This window comes from Sporosarcina quadrami (assembly GCF_014836615.1).
GTDB classification, from domain to species: domain Bacteria; phylum Bacillota; class Bacilli; order Bacillales_A; family Planococcaceae; genus Sporosarcina; species Sporosarcina quadrami.
In genome coordinates this window covers 23,422-50,262 of sequence record NZ_JACSQN010000017.1, presented here as the reverse complement: position 1 = coordinate 50,262, position 26,841 = coordinate 23,422, and the positions used below count along the sequence as shown (strand labels likewise).

Genomic DNA, 26,841 nt, shown 5'->3' with positions numbered 1-26,841 from the left:
GAGTCCGGTTCAGTACCGTCTTCACGCCAGCCAATTAGCTGCGTAATATAAAACTCTAACTTTTAGGGGTCACATCACTGCGACAGGATGTTTTTACGAGGGGGGATTTGAATGCTAATTGAAGAATTCACAGTCCGTAGATTGAAAATGCGTATGAAAGAACCTTTTACAACGAGTTTCGGCACATTGCAGGACAAACAATTTCTATTAATCGAAGTAAAGGATGAGTTGGGGAATTCAGGTTGGGGAGAATCAGTCGCTTTCGAAGCCCCATGGTATACGGAAGAAACTGTAGATACCAATTTGCATATGATTCGTGATTTCCTTATTCCGTTATTAATCGGAAAAAAATTGTCACATCCTGACCAAGTTGGTGAAATTTTCTCGCCGATACGCGGGAACAACATGGCAAAAGCGGCAGTGGAAGGGGCAGTCTGGGATTTGTACGCTAAACGCAACAATCTTTCACTTGCAAAAGCATTGGGTGGAAATAGACAGTCTATAGAGGTCGGCATCAGTATTGGCCTTCAGCAAGACTTGCCCCAATTAATTGCAAAGGTGCAAAGTTATTTGGATGAAGGGTATAAAAGGATAAAAGTGAAGATTAAACCTGGCGAAGATATCGAGCTCATCCGTGGATTGAGAGCATCATTTCCCGATGTTCCACTTATGGCAGATGCGAACTCAGCATATACGCTCGAGGATACTAGCCTACTTAAACAGCTTGATGAATTTGGCCTTCTCATGATTGAGCAGCCGCTCGGCTATGATGACATTGTCGATCATTCCGTTTTGCAACAAGAGCTGAAGACTCCCATCTGTCTTGACGAAAGTATCCATTCTCTAACGGATGCGCGGAAAGCAATTGCTCTCGGCAGTACAAAAGTTATTAATGTGAAAATCGGACGGGTTGGGGGCTTGTCGGAAGCAAAGAGGATCCATGACTATTGCATGGCACATGGCATTCCTGTCTGGTGTGGCGGCATGCTGGAAGCGGGCATCGGCCGCGCCCATAATATCGCACTGACGTCTTTGCCCAACTTTATACTTCCAGGCGATACAGCGGGTTCTTCACGCTACTGGGAGAAGGATATTATAACACCTGAAGTGATTGTGCTAGATGGCCAGATTAAAGTCCCTAGTACGAAAGGAATCGGTTTTGTACCCGATCTTGCGGCAATAGAGGAATTTACTGTAGGAAAATGGCATTTTACAAAGTGAAATTTCTTCACATTAGTATGTAATGCAACTTCTTGCTTGGACTATCCGTCAAATAGCATTGATGAAGTGAACTTATTCCAGTAAAATGAATGTAGGTTTTGTAGAAAGGAAGTTTACATTGAAAAAAATAATAAGCATCTTCGCTGTTAGTACACTTATCGTATTCCTTGCCGCTTGCAGCAGCAGTACAGGCGAGGCACAGAAAAAAATGACCGCAGCTGAGCTGTTGGATAAATCCGAGCAGGCGATGCAAAAGTCGTTGAAGTCCGTTCGTGCCCATATTTCCTATGATGATTATGGCGTAATTGTCTATGATGGCGATGTTGAAAATAATGAGAAATCAGGATCTAAATTCGATATGACGATGGAAGCCTTCCTTGAACCCGTTAAAATTCATCGTCAAGTGCAGATTCAACCGCGTGGCGTGGAGAAATGGAATTTGGATATGTATACGGTCGGAGAACAATTAATCGTCAAGGACGATCGTCAAAAGGACTGGGAAAAAACTTCAGTCGATCCACTTGCAGAATCATTCGGCACGTTAGTATCTGCTACAAATCCGATACTAGATTTATCAAAATTCAAGGTATTTGCAGATGATTTCATTCTCGAACCAATCGAATATGGCTATGCATTGCGGTTATCCCTTGATCGTAACGAATTTAAAAAGTTCAAAGAGCTTTTCCCTGAAATCGGACCTTCAGAAGAAGGATTTCTCTTAATCGATAAAATGGATTTTGTCATTACGATTAATAAAAGCACTTCTTTCGTAACGAGCTTTAAAATGGCTGCAGATATGAAAACATACAGCCATGGAAATTCCTACAGAGCGCGTCAGAAGTTAAGCGCCACTTACAGCTATTTTAATGATAATAAAGATTTTGAACTGCCTAAAGAAGTAAAAGCTGCTGTAGCTCAATAAATATATCTTTGTCCATCCTGCAGAGGGTGGATTTTTTTGTTTTTAAGAAAATAAGGTACATTTCTGCCAAATTTTATAGTGAAATGGTAAGAGAGCCCATTGAATAGCGCTATCTGTTTCGGGTATACTGTTAAGAACAAATGTTCTTAACGGGAGGCATGCATAATGTATGAAGGGTTGCCGGACCGGAAAATTGTCTGTCTGGATATGCGGAGTTTCTATGCGAGTTGTGCGGCTACACTAGAAGGACTGGATGTCATGGACACACCCATCGCTATAATTGGAGACAAGAAACGAAAAGGAGGGGTAGTGCTTGCGGCTTCACCTGCTTTGAAAAAACATTTCGGTATACAGACAGGTATGCGGCTCTATGAAATACCTGATGATCCCTCCATCCGGTTGATTGAGCCGAAAATGCAGTTTTACATCGATGTATCGATGGAAATCGCACGTCATCTGAATCGCTACGTACCAAAAGAATCGATACATGTATATTCGGTTGACGAAAGCTTCATCGACCTTGACGGAACAGAACGACTTTGGGGAAATCCTGAAGATACGATTAGGCGCATCCAGGATGAGTTGTACGACCAATTCCAGTTGCGGTCGGCATGTGGGATGGGACCGAATATGCTTCTCTCCAAACTGGCACTCGATCTTGACGCAAAGAAGACGGGGTTTGCTCGCTGGAGATATGAGGATGTCCCCACAAGGCTTTGGCCAGTAGCGCCTTTAAGCAGGATGTGGGGAATTGGTGGAAGGATGGAAAAGAATCTTAACGCGATGGGTATATTTTCAATCGGAGACTTGGCGCACACACCACTCGAGAGATTAGAAAAAAAATTCGGCATTATGGGCAACCAGCTATACCACCACGCGCATGGCATTGATTTGTCTGAACTAGGCGCACCTTTGATAGAGGGGCAAATCAGTTACGGTAAAGGGCAGATTCTCTTTCGGGACTACACGAAACGGGAAGACATCCTCGCTGTTTTGCTTGAAATGTGTGAAGACGTGGCTTTCCGCGCAAGAGAAGCGGGGAAGGCAGGACGTACCGTTCATCTGTCTGTAGGTTATTCAAAAGACGCGCTCGGCGGTGGGTTTGGACGTTCCCGTTCGATGCATGAGGCAACGAATGATACATTGACAATCTTCCGCCTTTGTACGGAGCTGCTTGACGAATTCCATGATGGACGCCCAGCACGGCGCCTCGCCGTGAGTCTCGCCAATCTTGAAGATGAGCATTCAATGCAGCTGAGTCTCTTTGAAGAGCATAAATGGCGCAATCGACAACTCGGTAAAACGATGGATTCTCTACGAAAAAAATATGGCTCCACTGCTGTGTTGCGCGCAGTATCTTACACGGATGCCGGAACAGCTGTCCATCGTTCAAAACTGATTGGTGGTCATTATAAATAAGAAGGAGATGATTGTATGCTTCGTGACCGCGGACGTATTAAATGGACGGCGATGATGCTGCCTGAACATATTGCACAACTGCGTGATTGGCAAAAGGAAGATGATTTCGAGCAACGGCAACAGCCCGATGAGCAACAATTGGAAGAATGGAATTTAAAATTTCAACAAGCACTTCTAAAAAACTGGCCAGTGGAAATTCACTACTGGAAAGGTTTCGTAGTGTTGACAACAAAGGGTTTCATTCAAAAAACGGATATGCTAGAAGGAATTATCCACATTAAAAGCGAAGCAGGTTTAGCACAACGAATCCCATTTGTCGACATAAAAAGTATTTCAGATTTCGAATAATTTGAGATTCGTACCTTTTCTATTGTTCAGAATTTTGATAGACTGTTCAAGGGTAGAGAAAAAGAGTAGGGGGAATACTGTGAAAGTCTTATTACAGCTAGGCTGGTTTTTTAAACAACGGAAGAAACAATATGGGCTCGGAATTGCAGCACTCGTATTCGTTTCCTTATTGCAGTTGCTACCTCCGAAAATTATCGGCTTCATCGTCGATGACATAACAGAGGGAACATTGGTTGCGTCGAAGCTGACGACATGGCTCATCATTTTGGCGGTCGCAGGAGTTTTGATGTATACATCGCGTTATTACTGGAGGGTAATGATATTTGGATCCGCCGTACTCCTTTCCAGACAGATGCGAGAGAAGTTATTTACACACTTCACTCGAATGTCACCGTCATTTTATCAAAAGCGACGGGTCGGCGATTTAATGGCACATGCCACGAATGATATTAACGCCGTGCAACAAACAGCGGGCATGGGGATTTTGACATTAGTCGACTCCATTTCAACAGGTGGATTCGTCATTTTGACAATGGCATTGACCATCAACTGGAAACTGACATTGATTGCACTCATTCCATTTCCATTCATGATTTTCTTGACAAGTTATTACGGAAGATTGCTGCGTCGCAGATTCCGATTTGCACAAGAGGCGTTTTCTAATCTGAATGATAAGACACAGGAAAGTATTTCTGGCATCAAAGTGATTAAAACCTTTGGCCAACAGAAGGAAGATATAGAAGACTTTACGGATTTGTCGACAGATGTTGTCGCGAAAAACATGCGCGTCGCAAAAGTCGATGCGTTGTTCGATCCGACGATATCAGGAATTTTTGCGATATCTTACATTCTTTCATTCTATTTCGGAACAAAATTCATCATTGCGGAAGAAATGACAATTGGGGATATGGTCGCATTCGGTACGTATCTAGGATTGTTAACTTGGCCGATGCTAGCTTTCGGTTTCCTGTTCAATATTGTAGAACGTGGAAATGCATCTTACAGCCGTATTACAGAATTGCTATCCGTCGATGCGGATATTAAAGATGTCACGGGAGCAATTGACAAACGACCTGAAGGCAATCTGCAATTTGATATCGATGAATTCTATTTCCCGGATGATGAAACGCCTGCCCTTCACAATGTACATTTCACTCTAAACCGTGGTGAAACGCTTGGAATTGTCGGTAAAACGGGATCGGGTAAGACGGCTATCTTGAAACTTCTATTAAGAGAATTCGAAGGCTACAAAGGGAAGATCATCTATGGTGGCCATCCAATCAATCAGTACAAACAACAACGCTTGCGCGAATCAATCGGTTATGTTCCACAAGATCATTTCTTGTTCTCTACGACAATCGGCGAGAATATTGCATTCACGAATCCGAAGCTCAGCCGTGAAGAAATTTATGAAGCAGCAAGACTGGCTCATATTCACGAAGATATTTTAGGTTTTGCGGAAGGTTATGAGACAGTCGTAGGCGAACGAGGTGTTTCGTTATCAGGCGGACAGAAGCAACGAGTCTCCATCGCACGTGCACTCATCATGAAGCCTGAACTGCTTATATTGGATGACTCGTTATCCGCCGTAGACGCGAAGACGGAAGAGGCGATTCTTGAATCGTTGAAGCGTACGCGGACAGGTGAAACGACAATCATTACATCGCATCGTTTAAGTGCAATTCAACATGCTCATAAGATCATCGTCTTAGATGAAGGTGCGATTATCGAATCAGGAACACACGAAGAGTTAATTGCGTTGGATGGAAAATACAAAGAGATGTATGATTTGCAACAGTTAGAAGTTCTTGTTGAGCAAGGAGGGGAAGAATAATGCAACCGATGGAAAAACAACCGAAATTAACAGCAAAAGATCAATGGAAAGTGTTCAAGCGATTGATGCGCTATGCTATTCCACATAAAGCAAGTATTTCAATAGCATTATTCTTCCTCATACTTACAATTACAGGAAGCATCGTCGGACCATTGCTCATCCAGACGTTCATTGACGATTATTTGACACCTCTTCAGTTCCCGAAAAACGAAGTGATGACATTGGCGTTAACTTACATCGGACTGCAAGTATTCATCGTGGTCGTATCCTATTTTCAATTGTTACGTTTTCAAGATATCGCATTGAAAGTCATTCAACAAATGCGAATCGACGTGTTTACGAAAGTGCAAGGGCTCGGTATGCGCTATTTCGATCAAACACCTGCTGGTAGTATCGTTTCTCGGGTAACAAATGATACAGAATCCATCAAGGAAATGTTCGTCAGCGTCGTCGTAACATTCCTACAAGCATTCTTCGTCATTATAGGCGTTTATATAGCACTCTTTACTCTGGACGTGAAGTTGACGTTCGCTTCAATGGTGCTCATGCCGTTATTCATGGCGATCATTATTGTCTATCGACGTTACAGTGCGGACTTCTATCAAGATATCCGTGAACGCTTAAGCCAGCTAAATGCTAAAATTGCAGAATCCTTATCAGGCATGGGCATGGTGCAGGCTTTCAGGCAAGAACAACGTTTAGCAGATGAATTCGATGATATTAATGAAGGGCATTACCGCGCCGGTATGCGTAACATTAAGTTCGACAGTGTCCTGTTAGGACCGTTCATCGATCTCTTATACGCGCTGACGATTGTATTCGTCCTTGGTTACTTCGGTTTCATGTCACTCGATAGTGCAGTGGACGTCGGAATCATTTATGCATTTACAACGTTGATTGGTCGTCTTTTCCAACCTGTCCAGCAAGTGATGCAGAGAATGTCCATTTTTCAACAAGCACTCGTTTCGGCATCTCGTGTGTTCAAGTTAATGGATGATCCCGATATGGAACCTTCACAACAGGATAGTGAACAAAAGGAAGTGCAAGAAGGAACAATCGAATTCAAAAATGTCACATTTGCTTATGATGGCAAAAATGATGTATTGAAAAATATTAGCTTCACAGCAAATGCAGGTGAAACTGTCGCGCTCGTAGGACATACAGGGAGCGGAAAAAGTTCAATCATCAATTTGCTTATGCGATTTTATGAATATGACAAAGGTGAGATCCTCATCGATGGCATTTCATTGAAAGAGTTACCAAAAGCCGAGTTGAGAAATAAAATCGGTCTCGTTTTACAAGATCCGTTCTTGTTCTACGGAGATATTGAAAGTAACATTCGACTTCATAATGAAAGCATGACTTCAGAAGAAGTGCGGGCTGCGGCTGAATTTGTCCATGCGAACGAATTTGTCGAGAAGCTTCCAGGGAAATACTCGCAAAAGGTGACGGAACGTGGATCGACGTTCTCAAGTGGACAACGTCAACTTGTAGCATTTGCTCGTACTATCGCAACTAACCCGAAAATTCTTGTCCTTGATGAAGCGACAGCCAATATTGATACAGAAACGGAAGTGGCCATTCAGGCAAGTCTTGAAAAAATGCGTAAAGGGCGAACGACAATTGCGATTGCACATAGGTTAAGTACAATCCAAGATGCAGAACTCATTCTCGTATTGCATAAAGGCGAAATTGTAGAGCGTGGCACCCATCAACAGCTGCTTGCTCAAAAAGGATTATATTTCATGATGTACCAACTTCAAAATGGCATAGTGGACGACGCCATTTGACAGCTTCAGGTCTGCATGCACCGTTTTGGCGGTGACATGTAGACCTTTTCACATTTCCGAAACTTTTGCCGTGTTCATAAACTGTTCACAGTCAAATTTAACGTATTTAGCCGCCTAATTTGTTACGATGGTGGAAGAAAAATAAAAGGGGAGAGAACAATGCCGACAGATTTAAATATTTTCCTGGCATTCGGCGCAGGTTTCCTAAGTTTCATATCACCATGCGTCTTGCCATTGTATCCGGCTTTCATATCCTACATTACAGGTATGTCGATTGATGAATTGAAATCCGACTCGAAACGGATGAACAGAAATGGAATGTTGCATACATTATTTTTCCTTTTAGGATTTTCAGTCGTATTCGTATTTTTAGGATTCAGTACATCTTTTATTGGTACTTTCTTTGTACAGTACAAAGATTTATTACGACAAGTCGGTGCAATATTCATCGTATTGTTCGGTTTGATGGTCATTGGCCTATTTACACCTAAATTCCTAATGAAAGAGCATAAACTGCAATTTAAAAACAGACCTGCAGGATATTTAGGTACTGCTTTGATCGGCCTTGCCTTTTCAGCAGGATGGCAACCATGTATGGGACCTATCATTGGTGCCATTATAGGACTTGCGGCAGCAAATCCAGGCTCTAGCATGTTATACATGATGATGTATGTATTAGGATTTGCGATTCCCTTCTTCGTGTTATCATTTTTCATTACAAGACTTGGTTGGATTCGCAGAAACAGCCAGCTCATCATGAAGGTAGGCGGCTACATAATGATAGCGTTCGGCCTATTACTCTTCTTTGATGGCATCCAATTCTTGACGAGCTTGCTAAGCCCTATATTCGGAGATTTCCAAGGATTTTAATAATCGGCGCATTTACATTACGTACAAAAAACTTCCCTCCAACAACTTCAGCTGGAGGGATAGTTGATAAAGAGTGGAGGAAATACCGATGAAAGAAATCGGGTCATTTGAGCATTGGTTGAAAATAAGTACAAATGAACCGCAGTTGTTGCTATTCGTCAAAACAGATAATTGTTCTGTCTGTGAAGGTCTTTATCCACAAGTGGAGGCATTACAGGAAACGTATGCTATTCCATTTTTCAAAGTGAATGTCGCTAGAGTTCCTGAAATGGCTGGGCAGCTATCTTTGTTTAGCGCGCCCGTAGTCTTGTTATTCCAAAACGGACGCGAAATGTCTCGTTTTGCTCGGTTTGTTCCGATGGACGAATTGAAATACCGGTTGGATGAACTTGTGGAACGGAGGAATGGATATGAATAAGCTACAAGAGCTGGTCACGTACGTGTTCAATGATATTCCTCCTGTTTATTTAATAGTAGGCTCTACAATAATATTCTTTGTCATGGGTATATTGGCGTTTATCGTCCGATCGAAAGCGTCAGAAAGACCAATTTCACCAAAGCGTATTATATTGCCACCACTCTTCATGTCGACAGGTGCATTTATGTTCTTCTTTGAAGAGTTTAGAGTTCCATTAGCCCAAGTGGTAGAAGCTTCATTAGTTGGGTTGCTTTTTTCGTTAATTTTAATCAAAACAACAAATTTTGAACGCAAAGATGATAACCTCTATGTGAAGAAGTCTAAAGTGTTCATTTTCATCCTACTTACATTATTAGTCATACGGTTAGTAGCGAAACTAGTATTAAGCAGTTCAATCGATGTCGGCGAACTGGCAGGCATGTTTTGGATATTGGCATTTGCCATGATTCTACCTTGGCGAATCGGCATGCTTGTAAAATACTTTCGTGTGATGAAGAAACCATAAAAGACATGCAAAAGGCTTCCCTCATATGAAGGAAGCCTTTTGCGTGTCTTTTAAAATAGATGCTCGTATGGGGTCATGTCGACTTCCATGGAGTTGAGCTTTTTCCGCAGGAAATTATGATCCCTTTTTGGAGTAGCGATAATATAGCCACGGATAATATGGTCAAAGTCTATAGTTTTTGCCCGATCTTCCAAAGCGATCTGGCCAATTTTGGCTCCGATTTTCTGTTTGGCGACATCCCGGAACAATTCCGGAACTGGGCTGACGAGTTCATTCAACATACTCTTCGCTTCGTCATTCCAAAGATGAAGGGATTCATTCACATAATGTTCTTCCCAGTCCAGTGTCGACTTGCCATCTGCCTTCGGAAAAACTTTCAAAAATTTGCGGAACATGAAAAACCCACCGATGCCGAATAACCCTACAAGGACGATACACCAAAAAAAGATGAACCACATAAAAAAATCTTGCACTTTCTTCACCTCTTCCATTCTACTGTCCATTATAAGATCTTTTTCAAGAAAATACACGGACAAAGTATCCTTTTTGTATTTTCCACTCTATATAGTGTGTGAAAGGAGGGGATAACATGGCGACAATAGAATTCAGACACGCAGTAGGGAAAGTGTATTTTGATGGTGGAATGACTGAAGACGGCAAAATGATCCGTAAGTCGAAGTCTTACCGCAACATTGCAGAAAACGCAACGGCAGAAAACTTGTATGCAGCACTCACGCAATTGGCACAACTATCAGAGCAACCGTTCATCGGAGCTGAAAAAGTGCTAACAGCAGACATTATGAACTAATAAAAAGGGGGAATGAAAGATGGCTAAGACATTGCAATTGAATTTTACTACTGTTGCAGGAAAGCAGACATCACTCAGCGTGGATCATCCGCGCGCAGGTCTGACGGCTGTCGAAGTACAAGCAGCAATGGAACAAATCATCGGTTCAGGCACATTTGAAGTGGATGGATCTCCACTTGGTGCAGTCAAAAGTGCTCGTATTGTAGAACGCACAGTCACAGAATTGGTCTAAGCATAAAGCTGAAGCTCTCCAGTTACAAGCTGGAGAGCTTTAATTGTGGAAAAGGAGGAGTCAAAATGGAACAATGGTTAAATCTCATACAACAAGTCGGCTTTCCGATTTTTGTATCATTTTACCTGTTGCACCGTATTGAATCGAAGCTCGAAGCAATCCATTCTGCGCTTGTGTCATTGAAAGTGAAGTAAACTTCACTGAACCGTCAAAGATTTGACAAGAACGTATAGATAGTGTGGTTGTTTGTAAAGTATGTATCCACTATGATAAAGTAAATACTGATAGTGGAGGAGTCTGGAAATGCGTAAAAAATTGATTGCACTGCCATCGATGATTATAATGATGCTTGTATTAAGCGCCTGTTCGATGGGCGGTTTTAAAGCGGATCATAACTATAAAATCGAAGACTTTGAATTTGAAAATCAACACAATGAAAAAGTTTCATTAGAAGACTTAAAAGGCACTGTATGGATTGCCCAGTTCGTTTTCACAAATTGTGAAACAGTCTGTCTGCCAATGATGGCGAATATGACCGATCTTCAACAACAATTGAAAGATGCGGGAGTAGAAGATTATAAAATTGTTTCTTTCAGTATCGATCCAAAGATGGATACACCTGAGGCATTACAGACTTACTTGGACTCATTCGATCCAGTGGACCAAAGTAATTGGGAAATGTTGACGGGTTACAGCCAAGAAACAATCGAAAAATTTGCAATCGGGTCTTTTAAGACTTTTGTCAGTAAAACGCCCGGTAATGACCAAGTCATACACGGCACTGCATTTAGTCTAGTTGACAAAGACGGTGTCTCTGTCAAGAGTTATAACGGTGCAGAAGATGTACCTTACGAGCAAATTATTAAAGACATAAAGGCATTAATCAAAACTGACCAAAAATCATAATTGATTAGCAGAAAAGGGTGGTGCAGTGAAAAAAAAGAAGCGAAAAGGGTTATCGAACAAGACCAAAATTATTATGCTTATTTTGCTTCTGCCAGTAGCTGTCACGACATTCACTTTGACCGCTATCGTATGGACAACTGTACAAAATCCTGAACTTATTAAAAAATCTGCAAACACCATTTTAGAGTTTCAAGATCGTCACACAGCGACTACTATACCTGAGGAATATATTCCAATTTATATGGCCGCTGCAGAAGAATATGATATTCCTTGGACGTTGCTCGCTGCTCACCATCGTATTGAAACAAGGTTTTCAACGATGGACCCGTTATTGTCACCTGCAGGGGCAGAAGGGCATATGCAATTCATGCCTTGCACGTTTGTGGGATGGTCTTATCCGGGTTGTGAAGGTTTGGGCAAAGGGAGTATTCCTGAAGAGGATAAAACAAATCCGGCCATTATTAAAAAGTATGGTGGATATGGAGTCGATGCGAATGGTGACGGAATAGCGGATCCTTTTGATATTGAAGACGCGATATTCAGCGCGGCAAACTATTTGTCGAAAAGTGGGGCGGCAGACGGTAATATTGAAAAAGCGATTTTTCATTATAATCACAGTGAGAAATATGTGGAAGACGTTTTATTCTTCTTTGAAGAGTTTGAAAACCAACGAGCTGCGCAGGAAGAAAAAAAGACAGTGGAAACGGATTAACCGATTCCACTGTCTTTTTATGTTGAATTCGAAGGTCTTTTATATTATGCAGCTCTGCGCATGGACTTCATAATCAAGCTGACAATGAATACTAAAATAATTGCGCCTAACAATGCTGGAAGGATATAGAAGTCTGAAATCTTTGGCCCCCAAGAACCTAGTAACATTCCACCAATCCATGCACCAATAATACCAGCGATAATATTACCAATAACTCCACCTGGAATATCTTTACCTAAAATAAGACCTGCAAGCCAACCGATAATTCCTCCGATAATTAAGAACCAAATAAAACTCATGTAAGCCATCTCCTTTTTTGTAATTTGTAATTTGCCTTCGTAGTAGTTAGATATCCGTTATTTAGATAGCTCAAACATTTTCAGCAAAAAAAAAATTACAAAAAGAGATAAATCAATGAATAATCTTCGCTCCTAGTGTGTTCTTAAAATGACGCAAAGCCCAAGCGTGGCCTTCCGGATCAAAACTCGCAACACCTTTTTCATGAATAACAATGTCGTATCCTTTATTAAACGCATCCACGGAAGTATGTAAAATACAAATATCTGTGCAGACACCTAAAAGATGCAACTCTGTTATGCCACGTGAACGTAATTGAATGTCAAGATCTGTTCCTGCAAAAGCGCTGTACCGCGTTTTTTCGGACATAATGATTTCGTCCTTATATTCCTCATAAAGATTTTTGAGTTTGCCATACGGATCTCGACCTGATGTTCCTTTTATATTGTGAGGTGGAAATAATTTTGTTTCAGGATGATAAGGATCATCTTTTTCATGGATGTCATTAAGCATAAAAACGACTTCGCCTTCATCAAGGAAACTTTGTGTCAGAACGGTAATATAGTCTTCTAAGGCAATTCCAGGCTCTCCGCAATTCAATGCCCCGTCTTCAGCAACAAAATCATAAGTATAGTCAATAACCAATAAAGCTCTTTTCATAATTTCCCACTCCTTTTGATTAGCTACTTCTTCATCATGCCATAAAGAAAGAAAAATATCAGCAAAATTCAGTTTTAAATGCTTTAAGCTTTGCGCTAATAACAAAATCAGAATATACTTAACTTATAGAGAAACAGCATAGGGAGATGGAAAAAGTGAATGACGCTATAAAGGCATATGCTAATCTGAAGCGTCCTTTTGCATGCATCGATATGGAAGCGCTTGATTGGAATATTAGTATGGTAAACAGGTTGACAGGCGACAAAAAAATCCGCGTAGCGACCAAATCTGTCCGCTCTGTAGACCTTTTACGCTATATCGCCGAAAGATTGCCCAATCATTGTGGCTGGATGACATATGATTGTGAAGAAACACAGTTTTTGCTTGAAAGAGGTTTTAATGATTTACTGATCGGTTATCCGCAGATGGAAAAGGAAGCTATTGTTCTACTTATCCCCTATATTGCAAATGGCTCAAAAGTAGTTTTTATGGTGGATAGTTTAGAGCAAATAAGCCTGTTGAACCGTATTGGTGAAGGATTTGATGTGAATATTGAAATCTGTATGGACATCAACTTATCCACCGATTTCAAGTTGCTCTATTTTGGTACGCAACGCTCTTCATTGAAGAATATAAAAGATGTCCGAGAGCTTATTGTGAAACTCAACGACTATCCATTTACTGAACTTGTCGGAGTAATGGGGTATGAAGCCCAAATTGCAGGAGTTCCAGATACGCCAGTTGCAAAATGGCAAAAGCCCCTTGTTCGCTTTTTGAAACATAACTCACAAAAGAAACTTGGCACGTACAGGAAGGATGCTGTTCGTGAAATTCTCGAAGTGTGTCCTGCTCTCCGTTTTGTAAATGGAGGTGGTTCAGGGAGTATTTGCTTCACAAGTCGTGCAGTGGAAGTGACTGAATTGACAATTGGCTCTGCGTTCTATTTCCCTGCTCTATTCTCAAGATATGACCAGGCGCCGTTTGAACCTGCTATGTCGTTTGCTTTACGTGTAACTAGAAAGCCCGGTGACGACATTGCGGTTTGTCATGGTGGAGGATATGTTTCTTCCGGTGCTATTAGTGCAGATAAAAGCCCTATTCCTGTATGGCCTAAAAATTTATCATTATTAAAAAACGAAGGAGCAGGAGAAGTGCAAACGCCTCTTCTTGATAAGGATAGGACATTGAAAATTGGAGATACTGTGTTTTTTCGACATGCCAAAGCAGGTGAACTTTGCGAACAGTTTAATGAAATTCATGCAAGAAGGGGAAACCGTTACGTCAAAACGTTTAAAACATATAGAGGAGATGGGGCATGCTTCCTATAATTCGGAGTAGTAATGTAACGTGGAGTAATTGGTCTGGCAACGTGCACGCAAAACCAGATATTTTTCATTATCCATCGACGATACAAGAGGTTCAACAAATCGTCGATAGTTGCCGGATCAGGCGTAAAACGTTAAAAGTGATTGGTGCCGGACATTCATTTAGCGCTGTTGCCAAACCGGATGATGAGGCGCTGTCTCTATATGAAATGAGAGGATTGCTGTCAGTGGACCTGCCGGCAATGGAAGCCACCTTCTGGGCAGGTACATATTTGTATGAAGCGGCTCCATTGCTCGCTTCTGTCGGCATGGCTTTTGAGAATATGGGGGATATCCAACAGCAGACGATCGCCGGTGCAATCAGTACAGGAACGCATGGAACAGGTATCAGGTTTGCTTCATTATCCGATCAAGTCGTCGCCTGGACCTGGGTAGATGGCAACGGGCAAGTACGACATCACCGCCGCAGGGATGATGACCTGTCGAAAGCTTTAAGCGTGTCTCTAGGATTGCTCGGGGTTCTTGTGAAAGTGACAATTCGTACAGTGCCTCTTTATAGTCTGACTGTGAAAAATGAACGAAAGCCATTTCAACAGGCAAAAGAGGAATGGTCAACCGAGTTGCTAGAACAAAGGCATCTAGAATGGTTTTACTTTCCCGGTTCCGATACGGTACAAGTGAAAACGATGAATGAGACGCCATTGACGAAACAGCATTGGCGTTCAAAATCGATGGATTTCGTAAAAGAAGGCATTATTGAAACGGTCGGTTTCAAGGTTATGTCAGAAATGGTGCGTTTAAAACCGCGTCTTGCGAAAAAAATGACTCATATCGCCGCTTCTGCCATTCCGAATGGCACTAAAAGTGGTTACTATCATGAAATATTGCCGACCCCGAGATTAGTCAGATTCACAGAGTGCGAGTATGGGATTCCTCTTGCTCGTTTTCAGCCATGCATGGAAGAAATGCATAAGTTTTGAAAGCACATCCCTTTTACGTCCATTTTCCAATTGAATGCCGTGTAACAGCGGGAGAACATGGCATGCTCAGTCCTACACAAGGAGAACCTTCCGCTTTTCTCGCCTTTCATATGTACAAAGGAATGGATGACGACCCCTATTTTCAATGGGTGGAAGCCCTTATGGAGAAATATGGAGGGAGACCGCATTTCGGTAAGATGAACAAGCTGGACGGCGAGAAAACAAAAGCGCTTTATCCGAAGATTGAACGTTTTCATGAAATAAGGAAAAAACTTGATCCTAAAGATGTGTTCTTGACACAATATATGCGGAATCTGCTTTTTTGAGATGTTTTCTTAGGTCATTACATTTTCTTATGAAAGACTATAATTTATAAGTATTTTACTTATGAACCTAGCTGTATTATGATGTAATAGAGAAAAGATGCTTATTTACGGCCTTTTCAGTAGATAAAGGAGGAATATACACATGGCTAAAAGTAATTTGCATAACAGCCGCAAGTCATTCGAGCTGAATGGTAAAACGTATAACTATTATCATATTAAAGCTCTAGAAGAAGCGGGCATTGCTAATGTATCAAAATTGCCTTACTCAGTAAAAGTGCTACTTGAATCCGTCCTGCGTCAACATGACGGTTATGTCATCAATGACGACCACGTTGAAAACTTGGCAAAATGGGGCAAAGACGCAGACAAAGATGCTGAAGTTCCATTCAAACCTTCACGCGTAATCCTTCAAGACTTCACAGGTGTTCCTGTCGTTGTAGACCTTGCAGCTCTTCGTTCCGCTATGGCAAAAATGGGTGGAAATCCGGATAAGATCAATCCGGAAATTCCGGTTGACCTCGTTATTGACCACTCGGTACAAGTTGACCGTTATGGTTCTGACGATGCACTACGTTTGAATATGGAACTAGAATTCGAACGTAACGCTGAACGTTACCAATTCCTAAGCTGGGCACAAAAAGCGTATGACAATTACCGTGCGGTTCCACCTGCAACAGGTATTGTTCACCAAGTTAACCTTGAATATCTGGCAAATGTTGTTCATGCTGTTAAAAACGAAGACGGAACTTTCGAAACGTATCCAGATACGTTAGTTGGAACTGACTCACATACAACAATGATTAACGGTATCGGTGTTCTAGGATGGGGTGTTGGTGGTATTGAAGCTGAAGCTGGAATGCTTGGTCAACCATCATATTTCCCGATTCCTGAAGTTATCGGTGTGAAACTTGTTGGCGAACTTCCAAACGGAACGACTGCAACTGACCTTGCACTTAAAGTAACTCAAACGCTTCGTGCACACGGAGTTGTTGGTAAATTCGTCGAGTTCTTCGGACCAGGTGTAGCAAAACTTCCACTTGCAGACCGTGCAACAATTGCCAACATGGCACCTGAATATGGCGCAACTTGTGGTTTCTTCCCGGTTGACGATGAGTCACTTGACTATATGCGTCTAACTGGACGTGACGAAGACCACATCCAAGTCGTCAAGCAATACTTGATTGAAAACGATATGTTCTTCACAGTAGATAATGAAGAACCTACGTATACAGAAGTTGTCGAAATCGACCTTTCTAAAATCGTAGCAAATCTTGCTGGTCCAAAGCGTCCACAAGATATGATTCCACTTACAGAACTACAACGTTCTTTCAAAGATTCAGTTGTAGCGCCTGAAGGGAACGAGGGCTTTGGTTTAACGCCTAAAGAATTCGACAAAAAAGCGACAGTTGCTTTTGAAGATGGCCGTTCAGTAGGCATGAAAACAGGCGACCTTGCTATTGCTGCAATCACTTCTTGTACAAACACTTCTAACCCTTACGTTATGTTAGGTGCTGGACTTGTTGCGAAGAAGGCAGTTGAAAAAGGATTGACACCTCCTGCATACGTGAAAACATCACTTGCACCAGGTTCAAAAGTCGTTACTGGCTATTTGAATGATTCAGGTCTGAATGAATTCTTAGATCAAATCGGATTTAATACAGTCGGTTATGGTTGTACGACATGTATCGGTAACTCCGGTCCGCTTCTTCCTGAAATCGAGAAGACGATCATTGATAACGATCTATTGGTTTCTTCTGTACTTTCAGGTAATCGTAACTTTGAAGGACGTATCCACCCACTCGTGAAAGCGAACTACTTGGCTTCTCCGCCACTAGTTGTTGCTTATGCACTTGCAGGTACAGTCGATATCGATTTCGATAAAGATCCAATTGGTAAAGGTAAAGACGGCACTGACGTCTTCTTCAAAGATATCTGGCCGACAACTGAAGAAATCAATGAAGTTGTGAAATCGACAGTAACGCCTGAGCTATTCCGTAAAGAATACGCACGTGTATTCACTGAAAACGAAGCATGGAACGCAATCGAAACAACTGATGATTCATTGTACGATTTCGATGAAAACTCAACATATATCCAAAACCCACCGTTCTTTGAAGGTCTTTCAACTGAACCTGCTGATATCCAGGCACTTGCTGGACTTCGCGTCATCGGTAAATTCGGTGATTCAATTACAACGGACCATATCTCACCTGCAGGTGCAATCGGTAAAGATACACCAGCTGGTAAATACTTGCGTGAGCGCGGCGTAGAGCCTCGCTACTTCAACTCATACGGTTCCCGTCGTGGTAACCATGAAGTCATGATGCGCGGTACATTCGCTAACATCCGTATCCGTAACCAAATTGCAAAAGGTACAGAAGGTGGATTCACTACGTACTGGCCGACAAAAGAAATTATGCCAATTTATGATGCTGCTATGAAGTATCAAGAAGAAGGCACTGGTCTTGCAATCATTACAGGTAAAGATTACGGAATGGGTTCTTCACGTGACTGGGCTGCAAAAGGTACATCCCTGCTCGGCATTAAAACAGTTATCGCTGAAAGTTATGAGCGTATCCACCGTTCAAACCTTGTAATGATGGGCGTTCTTCCACTTCAATTCTTGAATGGCGATAGCGCAGAAACACTTGGTCTAACAGGTGAAGAAGCAATTAGCGTTAACATCGCGGAAGGCGTAAAACCACGCGACATCTTGAAAGTAACTGCAACTGCGAAAGACGGTTCTGTTAAAGAATTCGACGTTCTTGCACGTTTCGATTCAGATGTTGAAGTAGACTACTACCGACACGGCGGAATCCTTCAAATGGTTCTTCGTGATAAGATGAAAAATAATTAATCTAAAAAGAAAAGGCATCCGGGATTAATCGGGTGCCTTTTTAATTTAGCTAAAGTAGGTTAAATACCAGTTAAATGCGATAGGACTGTTCACAGGCTGAATGAACAGCATTTTTCTCTTCTCTTTTGTATAATGGGTAAAGAGGTGAAGACAGTGTTTATCAGTGAAAAAGAAATTGAAATCAGGTATGCGGAGACGGACCAAATGGGTGTCGTCTATCATGCGAACTATTTAGTATGGATGGAAATCGGACGGACAAATCTGATTAAAGATTTAGGATTCACTTATGCAGGGCTTGAAACAGAAGGGTATCTCTCTCCCGTCATCGATTTATCGATTCAATATAAGGCAGCAATGAAGTATGGACAGACGGCAACAGTGCGGACATGGGTTGAATCACATGGGAAATTGCGGACAGTCTATGGCTATGAAATTTTACATGAGGATAAAACAGTGGCTGCTACGGCAACTTCCGAGCATGTGCTTGTGAAAAAAGATAGTTTTCGTCCAGTTTCTTTACGAAAGATTGATCCTGCATGGGATGCAAAATATGTAGAAATCTGTAGGAATGCTGACTGATGGCGTTCGGCATTGATCGAGAAGAGTTGAGAAAATGGAAATTGTCGGTACGGTCTGGCGATATGGCTTTTTTAACACATTACTGGCTAGATGATCGTTTTCCAGGTTGCAAAACCGTTACAAAAGCCGGTTGTGTAAATGTGGAAAAACTAATGGAGTGGGGAAAGACGTACGGGTTGAAACCTGAATGGATCGATTATAAACCTGGCTATCCTCATTTTGATTTGTTTGGAAATGTAGAGCTTCAAGTATTGCATGACGAAGGGCTTGAGGAGCAAATTGCTCGTTTTAACTTGCTTGAAACACAAGAGACGGACTGTCAGATCGTTTCATTAGATGACTGAGTATCGTTAAATCACATTTTTATTGCTGTAAATGACAATAACAAGCATGAAGATGAAAGTACAAGGGAGCAACCTTTGTGCTTTTTTTCATTTGTCCGCATTTCTTCCCGAGTAATTCGCCTAATTGTTAAAATATGCGCCGCATACGATTAAATAAAGGCGAATGTCCTACTGAAAGGTGTTGTCTGAATGGAATCGATTTTATTTATCGAATCGGCGCGGTCGGGTTCAAGCCATGAAGCATTAGCGGCAGCTACTCGCTTAGGTTTCACACCCGTCCTGCTCACACGTAAAAAGCGATTTTCACGTCAGTTGAATACAACTCATTCAAGTCTCAAAATCTGTTTTGTAGAACAAATCAATGAATCCTCCATTCGTGACACCATTCATAAACATCGGCAAAAAGGCTATACTTTTCGTGCGATTATAAGCTTTGTTGATCCGTATGTCTCATTGGCGGCTACACTTTCAAATGAATATTGCCAAACCGCTATTTCAGTAGAGGCGTTGAGCGTCCTAGAAAATAAGTGTGAAACGAGGAACGTTTTGCGAACAAATGCTGCTTCGATTCGTTATGAAGCCTTCACTCCTTATGGAATCGCTCCTTCATTTTATACGACCGTTAGAAAATATCCTCAAATACTGAAGAAAGCTACCTCAAACGGTTCAAAAGATGTCTATATAATTGCAACAGCAGAGCAAATGGAAACGGCAATTGATCAAATACTGACGATTGGTGGCCATGAACAATGGCTTCTTGAAGAGTATATAGAAGGAACGCAATACATTATCGAGTTGGCTGTATGCAAAGGAATTCCAATCATTATTGCAATCGTTCAACAGCAAATTACACTTGACGTCACGTTTGTCGTAACCGGTTATGAAGTATGTGTGACGATTGAACCGAAAATGGATGAAGAGTTATCTACCGCGGTTGATGAAATTATCCGTGATATTGGTTTGCATCACGGAACCTGCCACTTAGAAATGCGCTATACAGATAGGGGATGGAACCTCATTGAAATAAATCCAAGAATCGCGGGTGGGGCGATGAACCGTATGGTGGAGGAAGCTTTCGGTATTTCGATAGTGGAGGAAACGATAAAGTTGTTTATCGGTGAAAAACCGGATTTTCGTAAGAAGAAGCTACAACCCGTTTATACATCTTATATTACGCTTGCGAAGGCGGGCTATTTATTACAAATAGATGGTACAGACAAAGCGAAAATGACACCAGGAATAATTGAGTTGAACGTATCTGCAGCGATTGGCTCACTTATGAAGCCTGCATTATCGATGGGGTACCGCTATGGGTATGTCATGGCGGAAGGGAACACTCAAGAAGAAGCGAAAAATCGTGCTGAACATGCAGCGAACTTACTGACGTTTTATTTAGAACCTATCGAGTAAACACCCATACATAGAAGCGGAGGGATATACGATGAATAGTTGTTGTATTTGCAAAGAAATGGAGAAGTTGCTGGAAGAACAAAAGCTTTTGGAAAACTTCGGGAAAGATTGCCGGTACTTGCAGCTACCCAAAAAGATGGATACAATTCCATTCATGTTAGTCAGTACCGACAAGTTTAGCAACTTCCAAGCGATATACAACAAAGGACTGACACCTTTTTTCAGAATAGAAAGCTTGATCCCTTCAACTTGCTGCGCAAAACTTCGATTGCTGAAGCCTTCCAATCTTTATGGTCGTTATACGAATTGCGTCAGTGAGTTGTATGCCTTGCAGAAGACCGATGTATGTATTTATGTCAATATTTGCTGCTTCATTGCAATTGAACCATTAGCGCCTCAATTTGTCGACAGAACGCCACCTTTCATTGAAGTGAAAGTATAGGAAAGTTTCCTCCTCTATGCGTGTGTCCTTGTCATATACGCAAACTCTTGCATGTACTAGAAGGAGCTGTTAACAAGAAAGGGAGTTTACGAATGACGATCATTGGAATGCTGCACCATCGTAAGGATCCAGAAACCGTTGTAAAAGCGTATGCATTTGCGGCAATTGCGGCGGCAGAAGGTGCACAATTTTTTTATTTTACGCCTGGAGAAGTCAATTTTGTCAATCGAACTATTAAAGGACAAGTATATGCAAATGGGAAATGGTCTACAAAAATCATGCCTTTTCCAGATGTAATTTATAATGCAGGAAGTCCTGAGAAATTATCAAAATCCAAAGAGATTATGAAAAAGATGAAAAATGAAATTCCTTTTACAACACATTCAATTGGAAATAAGTGGAGCGTTAACAGGCGTCTAAAAGAAGCAAAAGATTTTGCGAGTTATTTGATTCCTACAGAGGTTGTTAAAAACGCTGATCATTTTCATCATTATATTAGCGCCTTTGATAAAGTCGTGTTTAAACCGATTGATGGTAGGAAAGGGCAAGGGATATTTTTCATTGTGAAAGAAGATGAACAGTTTGTTGTAAGGGGCAATGGTTACTATCGCAACTTTTCAAGGATACAAGTAGAAGAATTTATTACACAGAAATTAGAAAATGAAACGTTCATCGTACAGCCGTATATTCAATCAATTACAAAGAGTGGTCAAGTGTTTGACTTTAGATTACATGTGCAAAAAGATGGGAATGGAGAATGGGTCATAACGACAATCTACCCTCGCGTCGCCCCTAGAGGCTCAATTATTGCGAACATTAATAGTGGCGGATATACGAATTATTTAGACCCCTTTCTGGAACAAGAATTTAAACAAGACGCTTATAATATTAAGAAGAAATTAGAGTACTTTTCACTTACGCTAGCAAAACATATGGATGAGCTTCAAATGGAGAAATTCGGTGAAGTGATTGATGAAATCGGTGTTGATATTGGAATGGATGAAAATCATAAACTTTGGATTTATGAAGTGAACTGGCGACCTGGTTGTCCTCCAACGTTTTACTTAGAAATGGATGTTGTGAAGTATACAGTGCAGTACGCCATGTATATCGCGAACAATCAAAAAGCGATCCAAAACAAAATTCGTGATGTGAAACGGAAGCGTCAGAAACAAACGGAACAAGTACCAATTATCGGGATTACGGGAAGTGCCGGTAAAACAACAACAAAAGCCTTTCTCTCCTCAATTCTCTCAAAAAAGTGGAATGTCTTTGAATCCAAAGATTATTGGAATACAACGGAACATACGAAAAAACATGCTGCTGAAATTAATGCTTCTCATCAAGCAGTCGTTTTGGAATATGGGATGGCATATCCCGGTGTCATTACAGAACATTGTAAAATCATCCAACCAACTATTAGTATCGTCACGAATATAGGATTGGCGCACGTAGGAAATTTCAACGGGGATCCTAAAGGAGTGGCCAAAGCAAAATCAGAATTGATTCACGGGATGGATCAGCAAGGGGTTCTATGTATTAATCGTGATAACGATAATTCGAAGTTTTTGGAAACCGAGAATTTTAAAGGAAAAATTCTGACTGTCGGTATAAAACGAAATGCAAATTACCGTGCCTATGATGTCCAATATGCGGAAAACGGAATGAGTTTTAAGATGAAGCTTAAAAACGAAGAAATCGAGCTGTTCATTCCGATTTTTGGAGAACATCATGTATACAATGCACTATCAGCAATCGCGATTGCTGATCATTTAGGTTTTTCACCGATGGAGATCAAGACGGGGCTTCTTTTTAAAAAGCCACCACGTCGATTGACAATTTATAATTGCAAAGACAATATAACACTGATAGACGATACTGTGCACTCTCACCCTGAAGGAGTTCGCGCCGCACTTGATGTACTTTCTAATATAGCGAAGAAGAGAAAGATCGCGATTATCGGACAAATGAGAGAGCTAGGAGACCTAAGGGAAACAGAATACCGTAAAGTCGGAGATTACGTACAACAATTAGGCATAGATATTTTACTAACATATGGCTTCAGGACAGAAGAAATAGGAGCGCAAGCCAAATCTAAGGGAATGGGTGCAAGTAATATCTTTCATTTTACAGATCGCGATAAACTCCATACACATTTAAAAGAGCTCATTCAAGAAGAAGATACAATTCTAATCAAAGGAGCTAGTAAAACAAATATGTTTGAAACAGTACAATTTATCGATCGGAATTACAGCTAAAAAGAGAGGACTCCTTGTCAGTTGGAGTCCTCTCTTTTACGTTTCTATTAAATGGAATTGCAATTCTTTTGCCGCCCTTTTTGCAATGACTTTGGCACTGCTCATCGTCCGTCCACGTGCGATGACATAAGCGTATCTATGCCCCATGGAAAGGGGGGGCACTAGAAGAGTCCCTTTTTTCGGTTTCACATAGACCTCTACAACGCCTTCAATTTTCCGAGCACGATTTTTACCAGTAACGCGTTCAAGAATCCCTTTTTTATCGACAATAACATATTGAGTGAAAATGAAGTTAGATTGTTTTTGTTCCAAAACAGGCTTTTCACCTAAGTATAGTTTAAGTGTTTCTTCAGCTAAATTATAACCGAATGCCGCATGGAGCATCTTATTCATCGCACCGCCTGAAATTCTCGGATTTATTTCGATTAAACGCCATTTATTATTTGATAATCTCATTTCAAGATGTAACGCGGCATGGGTAATTGAAAATTTATCTATGATCGACTTTAATACTTCTTCGATTCCTTCTGATAACGGTCTAGGAACTGTTGCAAGTACACCATATCCTGTAATAATAAATCGTTTTCCGTATGTGATTTCTTGTTCAATAATGCCTGCGATATGAATTTCTTTATTGTAAATAATCGCTTCAACTAAATATTGATCGCCTTCAATAAACTCTTCAATAATGACGTGGTCTTCTGGATCTTTCTCATGTAATTTCGTAATATGTTGATGCAACTGATCTATATCAGATGCACGTAATACATCCTTGGATCCAGTGGATGAAGAAGATTTTACGATTAGAGGGAAGCCATTAAAAGTATCGATCACCTTTGCATCCACATGTTCACCAGGTTTGACAGTTGTGAATTTTGGTGAACACGGCAATCCATCTAACAAAATACGTGTCTGTGCTTTATTTTCCATCACTTCAGCAGCTATAGAGGATAAGTCATTTGGACAAAATTCTTTACATAATTTCAATGCAGTAGCAACATGGGCGTCGATGAAACTGACAATCGTCATAATTTCGTTCCCTTTTGATTGTAAAGAAATAATTTCATTTTTCATAGCCGGTACATTTGTCGTATCAATGAAAATCATTTCATGGACGTCTACATATAAGTGACGCTGTTCAATCTGTCTTTCCTTATTTGTAAACAAAACAGTGAAGTATCCAAGCATTTCAGCCGCCTTGATTGCTTCTCTACTCGATCCTGATTTGTTTGTGCCGATAAAAATAATCGTTTTCAAGCATTTCAACCCCTTCATAGTAAGACAGTCTATATAGGTTATGAGTAAAAAAATTTTCTGTATGGTTATAAACCCTATAGGCAACTTACTTAAGTTGGTTTTATTTGCTCGGGTGTACCGTACAAGCTAACTTGCAGGTACGAACATATGATAATAGAAGGGAAGGAAGTGAAACGAGTGAAAATACTAACGACAGGATATATACGACAATTGCTACAAGGGACTTTGACACAAGGTAGTGACGAAATGATTATAAAACATGGAGCGTATCGATTAAAACAAGTTCGACATCAACATACAATCCTTTTCGTGAAAAGGAAAATAGTGAATTGGGACACCTTAAAACCTTACTTCCCGATTGTCATTGTTTCAGATAAGCCTATCGAGTTAAAAACTGACATGCAAAATGTGACTATTATTAAAGTGGATGACCTAGACGCATCGTATTGGAGATTCATACATGCCTATCGGGCAATGATTGATATCCCGGTTATTGCAGTAACAGGCACATCGGGTAAAACAACGACAAAAGAAATAATATACCATTTATTGTCAGAGAAACTTAACGTAGCCCATACGAATAGTACGAATAACTCTAGAACCGAGCATTTAAAACATTTGCTTAGTATGGGCCCGGAAACTGAAGTAGCTGTGTTTGAAACTGCGGTGGGGGCTCCTGGAGATTTAACGAATGCCTCGGCTTATTTAAAGCCAACAATCGGGATCATAACAAATATCGGTGAACACCACTTGAATTACTGCAAAACGATTGAAGGATATATTGCAGCAAAAGGAGAGCTATGTAAAGCGTTAGAGCCTAATGGTACTTTAATCGTAAATGCGGATGATAAAAATATTCGCACGTTGGATTTAAAGAACTTTACTGGAAAACTGATTACATTCGGTTTACATGCTAGAAGCGATTTTCAAGCTCGCGACATTTCATTCTCTTCTAACGGTATGTTCATGACGGTAATACATCTGAATAAGCAATATAAAATGTATGTGCCTGGACTAGGCGAGCATCAAGTTTATAATGCACTTGCTGCAATAGCAGCTGTAAATTGTATAGGCATTAAAATTTCTAGTCTTACAGAACGATTAAAAACGTTTGAGCCGATGAATAAGCAAATACAAGTCGTGGAAGGCATAAACAATTCGATAATCATTGATGATACATGGAGCATTACCACTACTTCATTAGCAGCAGCATTAAAAGTGTTGAAAGCGGTAGGTACATCAAAAAAGAAAATTGCAGTCATTGGTACGATAACGGATTTGGGGTCATGGGGATATATCATTCATGAACATGCAGGAAAAATACTAGCTAAAAGTGAAATCGACGTTTTGATAACAATAGGAGAACATGCACGGATTATGGCGGATTATGTGGAAATGTGCAACACAGTAAGTGAAGTGTATGCGTGCACCAATCATCATCGAGCGTATGAGTTGTTAAAAATACTTACGAACAAAAATACGATTACGCTCATAAAAGGGGATATGTATAGTGATTCTATAAAAGAATTAGCTAAACTAGCAAGAAAGAAAAATAATGATGATCAATAAAACTTTAAAGAAACAATGATTTTTTCATAGTTATTGAGACAAACACCAAGTTCAATGTACCATCGTAATAATATAGTAAAATACATCACAATCGAAGGGAATGGAATAGGTATGGGATTAGAATGTCTTTGTGGGGCTAAAGTGGATGCTGTGTCATGCAATAACAATGTCATGTTTTACGGACAGTTAGGAACAGTTAGAGGAGATTTAAGCTACTATGCAAATGTTTGTGTAACGACACTAGGTGCTTCATTTTTATCGTTGGATTTTGAGGATACAGAAACCTGCGGAGGGGTGAATAGCTTTTTGTTTGTATCAGATGCAATAACAAATGTCATGTGTGAACAACAAGGACAAAATTGCAAAGTGACTGTCACCGGAACAGGTGTTGTAAATAATATACAGTACCCATTCACTGCAGTTTTTGTCGATCAAACAGCAATGGCCAATGTTGATATCGTCCAAAGTTTTGTTATTACTAGTTTCTTTGACCAAAATGGTGCAGCTCCGGTTGAACAAGGTTCCATTATTGCTCTAGGCTGTGACTAAGAT

Annotated in this window: 29 protein-coding genes; 25 read left to right on the top strand and 4 right to left on the bottom strand. The window is 40.8% G+C overall.

What is annotated here, in order from left to right:
• Positions 1 to 111 precede the first annotated feature (111 nt).
• The 9 genes from menC (at position 112) to H9649_RS15275 (ending at position 9,327) form a co-directional block, all read left to right on the top strand.
• Positions 112 to 1,221, top strand: coding sequence for an o-succinylbenzoate synthase (gene menC / locus H9649_RS15315; RefSeq protein ID WP_191695765.1), 1,110 nt, complete (start codon positions 112 to 114; stop codon positions 1,219 to 1,221).
• A gap of 118 nt (positions 1,222 to 1,339) precedes the next feature.
• Positions 1,340 to 2,143 carry a DUF6612 family protein gene (locus H9649_RS15310; protein ID WP_191695764.1) on the top strand — a complete coding sequence of 268 codons (804 nt, stop codon included), beginning with the start codon at positions 1,340 to 1,342 and terminating at the stop codon, positions 2,141 to 2,143.
• Positions 2,144 to 2,308: 165 nt separating this feature from the next.
• Complete coding sequence (locus H9649_RS15305; RefSeq protein WP_191695763.1) at positions 2,309 to 3,562, top strand: Y-family DNA polymerase; 1,254 nt, start codon at positions 2,309 to 2,311, stop codon at positions 3,560 to 3,562.
• Positions 3,563 to 3,577: 15 nt separating this feature from the next.
• Entirely contained in the window at positions 3,578 to 3,910 is a 333-nt protein-coding gene (locus H9649_RS15300) for a YolD-like family protein (protein WP_191695762.1), read from the top strand.
• 79 nt (positions 3,911 to 3,989) lie between these two features.
• Positions 3,990 to 5,744, top strand: coding sequence for an ABC transporter ATP-binding protein (locus H9649_RS15295; protein WP_191695761.1), 1,755 nt, complete (start codon positions 3,990 to 3,992; stop codon positions 5,742 to 5,744).
• Between the two features lie 8 nt (positions 5,745 to 5,752).
• Positions 5,753 to 7,534 (top strand): ABC transporter ATP-binding protein, encoded by a 1,782-nt coding sequence (locus H9649_RS15290; RefSeq protein WP_191695770.1) that lies wholly within the window; start codon positions 5,753 to 5,755, stop codon positions 7,532 to 7,534.
• A gap of 159 nt (positions 7,535 to 7,693) precedes the next feature.
• Positions 7,694 to 8,404: a cytochrome c biogenesis CcdA family protein gene (locus tag H9649_RS15285; RefSeq protein ID WP_191695760.1), complete on the top strand. Its 711-nt coding sequence runs from the start codon at positions 7,694 to 7,696 to the stop codon at positions 8,402 to 8,404.
• 88 nt (positions 8,405 to 8,492) lie between these two features.
• Positions 8,493 to 8,822, top strand: a complete 330-nt coding sequence (locus H9649_RS15280) for a thioredoxin family protein (RefSeq protein WP_191695759.1) — start codon at positions 8,493 to 8,495, stop codon at positions 8,820 to 8,822.
• Positions 8,815 to 9,327, top strand: a complete 513-nt coding sequence (locus tag H9649_RS15275) for a CcdC family protein (protein ID WP_225229931.1) — start codon at positions 8,815 to 8,817, stop codon at positions 9,325 to 9,327. Before H9649_RS15280 ends, H9649_RS15275 begins: the two co-directional genes overlap by 8 nt.
• A 50-nt stretch (positions 9,328 to 9,377) precedes the next feature.
• On the opposite strand, the gene H9649_RS15270 is transcribed toward H9649_RS15275, so the two are convergent.
• Positions 9,378 to 9,830 carry a DUF2621 domain-containing protein gene (locus H9649_RS15270; protein WP_225229930.1) on the bottom strand — a complete coding sequence of 151 codons (453 nt, stop codon included), beginning with the start codon at positions 9,828 to 9,830 and terminating at the stop codon, positions 9,378 to 9,380.
• Between the two features lie 86 nt (positions 9,831 to 9,916).
• Here H9649_RS15270 and H9649_RS15265 point away from each other — a divergent pair, with 86 nt between their 5' ends.
• The 5 genes from H9649_RS15265 to H9649_RS15245 all read left to right on the top strand — a co-directional run bounded on the left by H9649_RS15265 (position 9,917) and on the right by H9649_RS15245 (position 11,985).
• Entirely contained in the window at positions 9,917 to 10,135 is a 219-nt protein-coding gene (locus H9649_RS15265) for a DUF1659 domain-containing protein (protein ID WP_191695758.1), read from the top strand.
• 19 nt (positions 10,136 to 10,154) lie between these two features.
• Positions 10,155 to 10,367, top strand: coding sequence for a DUF2922 domain-containing protein (locus H9649_RS15260; RefSeq protein WP_191695757.1), 213 nt, complete (start codon positions 10,155 to 10,157; stop codon positions 10,365 to 10,367).
• A 65-nt stretch (positions 10,368 to 10,432) separates the two neighbouring features.
• Positions 10,433 to 10,561, top strand: coding sequence for a YvrJ family protein (locus H9649_RS15255; RefSeq protein WP_191695756.1), 129 nt, complete (start codon positions 10,433 to 10,435; stop codon positions 10,559 to 10,561).
• Between the two features lie 109 nt (positions 10,562 to 10,670).
• Positions 10,671 to 11,273, top strand: a complete 603-nt coding sequence (locus tag H9649_RS15250; protein WP_191695755.1) for an SCO family protein — start codon at positions 10,671 to 10,673, stop codon at positions 11,271 to 11,273.
• A 25-nt stretch (positions 11,274 to 11,298) separates the two neighbouring features.
• Positions 11,299 to 11,985 carry a lytic transglycosylase domain-containing protein gene (locus H9649_RS15245; protein ID WP_318241706.1) on the top strand — a complete coding sequence of 229 codons (687 nt, stop codon included), beginning with the start codon at positions 11,299 to 11,301 and terminating at the stop codon, positions 11,983 to 11,985.
• A gap of 44 nt (positions 11,986 to 12,029) precedes the next feature.
• On the opposite strand, the gene H9649_RS15240 is transcribed toward H9649_RS15245, so the two are convergent.
• Positions 12,030 to 12,284: a GlsB/YeaQ/YmgE family stress response membrane protein gene (locus H9649_RS15240; RefSeq protein WP_191695754.1), complete on the bottom strand. Its 255-nt coding sequence runs from the start codon at positions 12,282 to 12,284 to the stop codon at positions 12,030 to 12,032.
• 112 nt (positions 12,285 to 12,396) lie between these two features.
• Positions 12,397 to 12,942: a cysteine hydrolase family protein gene (locus H9649_RS15235; protein ID WP_191695753.1), complete on the bottom strand. Its 546-nt coding sequence runs from the start codon at positions 12,940 to 12,942 to the stop codon at positions 12,397 to 12,399.
• A 155-nt stretch (positions 12,943 to 13,097) separates the two neighbouring features.
• Between H9649_RS15235 and H9649_RS15230 the strand changes: the two genes are divergently transcribed.
• The 9 genes from H9649_RS15230 (at position 13,098) to H9649_RS15195 (ending at position 23,463) form a co-directional block, all read left to right on the top strand.
• Positions 13,098 to 14,270, top strand: coding sequence for an alanine racemase (locus H9649_RS15230; protein WP_191695752.1), 1,173 nt, complete (start codon positions 13,098 to 13,100; stop codon positions 14,268 to 14,270).
• Positions 14,258 to 15,247: an FAD-binding protein gene (locus tag H9649_RS15225; RefSeq protein WP_263614431.1), complete on the top strand. Its 990-nt coding sequence runs from the start codon at positions 14,258 to 14,260 to the stop codon at positions 15,245 to 15,247. The genes H9649_RS15230 and H9649_RS15225 overlap by 13 nt, the downstream gene beginning before the upstream one ends.
• On the top strand, positions 15,244 to 15,573 hold the full coding sequence (locus H9649_RS17995) for a D-arabinono-1,4-lactone oxidase (protein ID WP_404828777.1): 330 nt from the start codon (positions 15,244 to 15,246) through the stop codon (positions 15,571 to 15,573). Before H9649_RS15225 ends, H9649_RS17995 begins: the two co-directional genes overlap by 4 nt.
• 142 nt (positions 15,574 to 15,715) lie before the next feature.
• Complete coding sequence (gene acnA / locus H9649_RS15220) at positions 15,716 to 18,430, top strand: aconitate hydratase AcnA (protein WP_191695751.1); 2,715 nt, start codon at positions 15,716 to 15,718, stop codon at positions 18,428 to 18,430.
• Between the two features lie 153 nt (positions 18,431 to 18,583).
• Complete coding sequence (locus H9649_RS15215; RefSeq protein WP_191695750.1) at positions 18,584 to 19,009, top strand: acyl-CoA thioesterase; 426 nt, start codon at positions 18,584 to 18,586, stop codon at positions 19,007 to 19,009.
• On the top strand, positions 19,009 to 19,353 hold the full coding sequence (locus H9649_RS15210; RefSeq protein ID WP_191695749.1) for a hypothetical protein: 345 nt from the start codon (positions 19,009 to 19,011) through the stop codon (positions 19,351 to 19,353). Before H9649_RS15215 ends, H9649_RS15210 begins: the two co-directional genes overlap by 1 nt.
• Before the next feature lie 189 nt (positions 19,354 to 19,542).
• Positions 19,543 to 20,763 (top strand): ATP-grasp domain-containing protein, encoded by a 1,221-nt coding sequence (locus H9649_RS15205; RefSeq protein ID WP_191695748.1) that lies wholly within the window; start codon positions 19,543 to 19,545, stop codon positions 20,761 to 20,763.
• Between the two features lie 31 nt (positions 20,764 to 20,794).
• Positions 20,795 to 21,205 (top strand): CotY/CotZ family spore coat protein, encoded by a 411-nt coding sequence (locus H9649_RS15200; protein ID WP_191695747.1) that lies wholly within the window; start codon positions 20,795 to 20,797, stop codon positions 21,203 to 21,205.
• Between the two features lie 92 nt (positions 21,206 to 21,297).
• Positions 21,298 to 23,463, top strand: a complete 2,166-nt coding sequence (locus tag H9649_RS15195) for a YheC/YheD family protein (protein ID WP_191695746.1) — start codon at positions 21,298 to 21,300, stop codon at positions 23,461 to 23,463.
• A gap of 36 nt (positions 23,464 to 23,499) precedes the next feature.
• Here H9649_RS15195 and H9649_RS15190 read toward each other — a convergent pair whose 3' ends face one another.
• On the bottom strand, positions 23,500 to 24,720 hold the full coding sequence (locus H9649_RS15190; RefSeq protein WP_225229927.1) for an ATP-grasp domain-containing protein: 1,221 nt from the start codon (positions 24,718 to 24,720) through the stop codon (positions 23,500 to 23,502).
• 168 nt (positions 24,721 to 24,888) lie between these two features.
• On the opposite strand from H9649_RS15190, the gene H9649_RS15185 reads away from it, so the two are divergent.
• On the top strand, positions 24,889 to 26,289 hold the full coding sequence (locus tag H9649_RS15185) for a Mur ligase family protein (protein WP_318241705.1): 1,401 nt from the start codon (positions 24,889 to 24,891) through the stop codon (positions 26,287 to 26,289).
• A 111-nt stretch (positions 26,290 to 26,400) separates the two neighbouring features.
• Positions 26,401 to 26,838: a hypothetical protein gene (locus H9649_RS15180; protein ID WP_191695743.1), complete on the top strand. Its 438-nt coding sequence runs from the start codon at positions 26,401 to 26,403 to the stop codon at positions 26,836 to 26,838.
• Positions 26,839 to 26,841 lie beyond the last annotated feature (3 nt).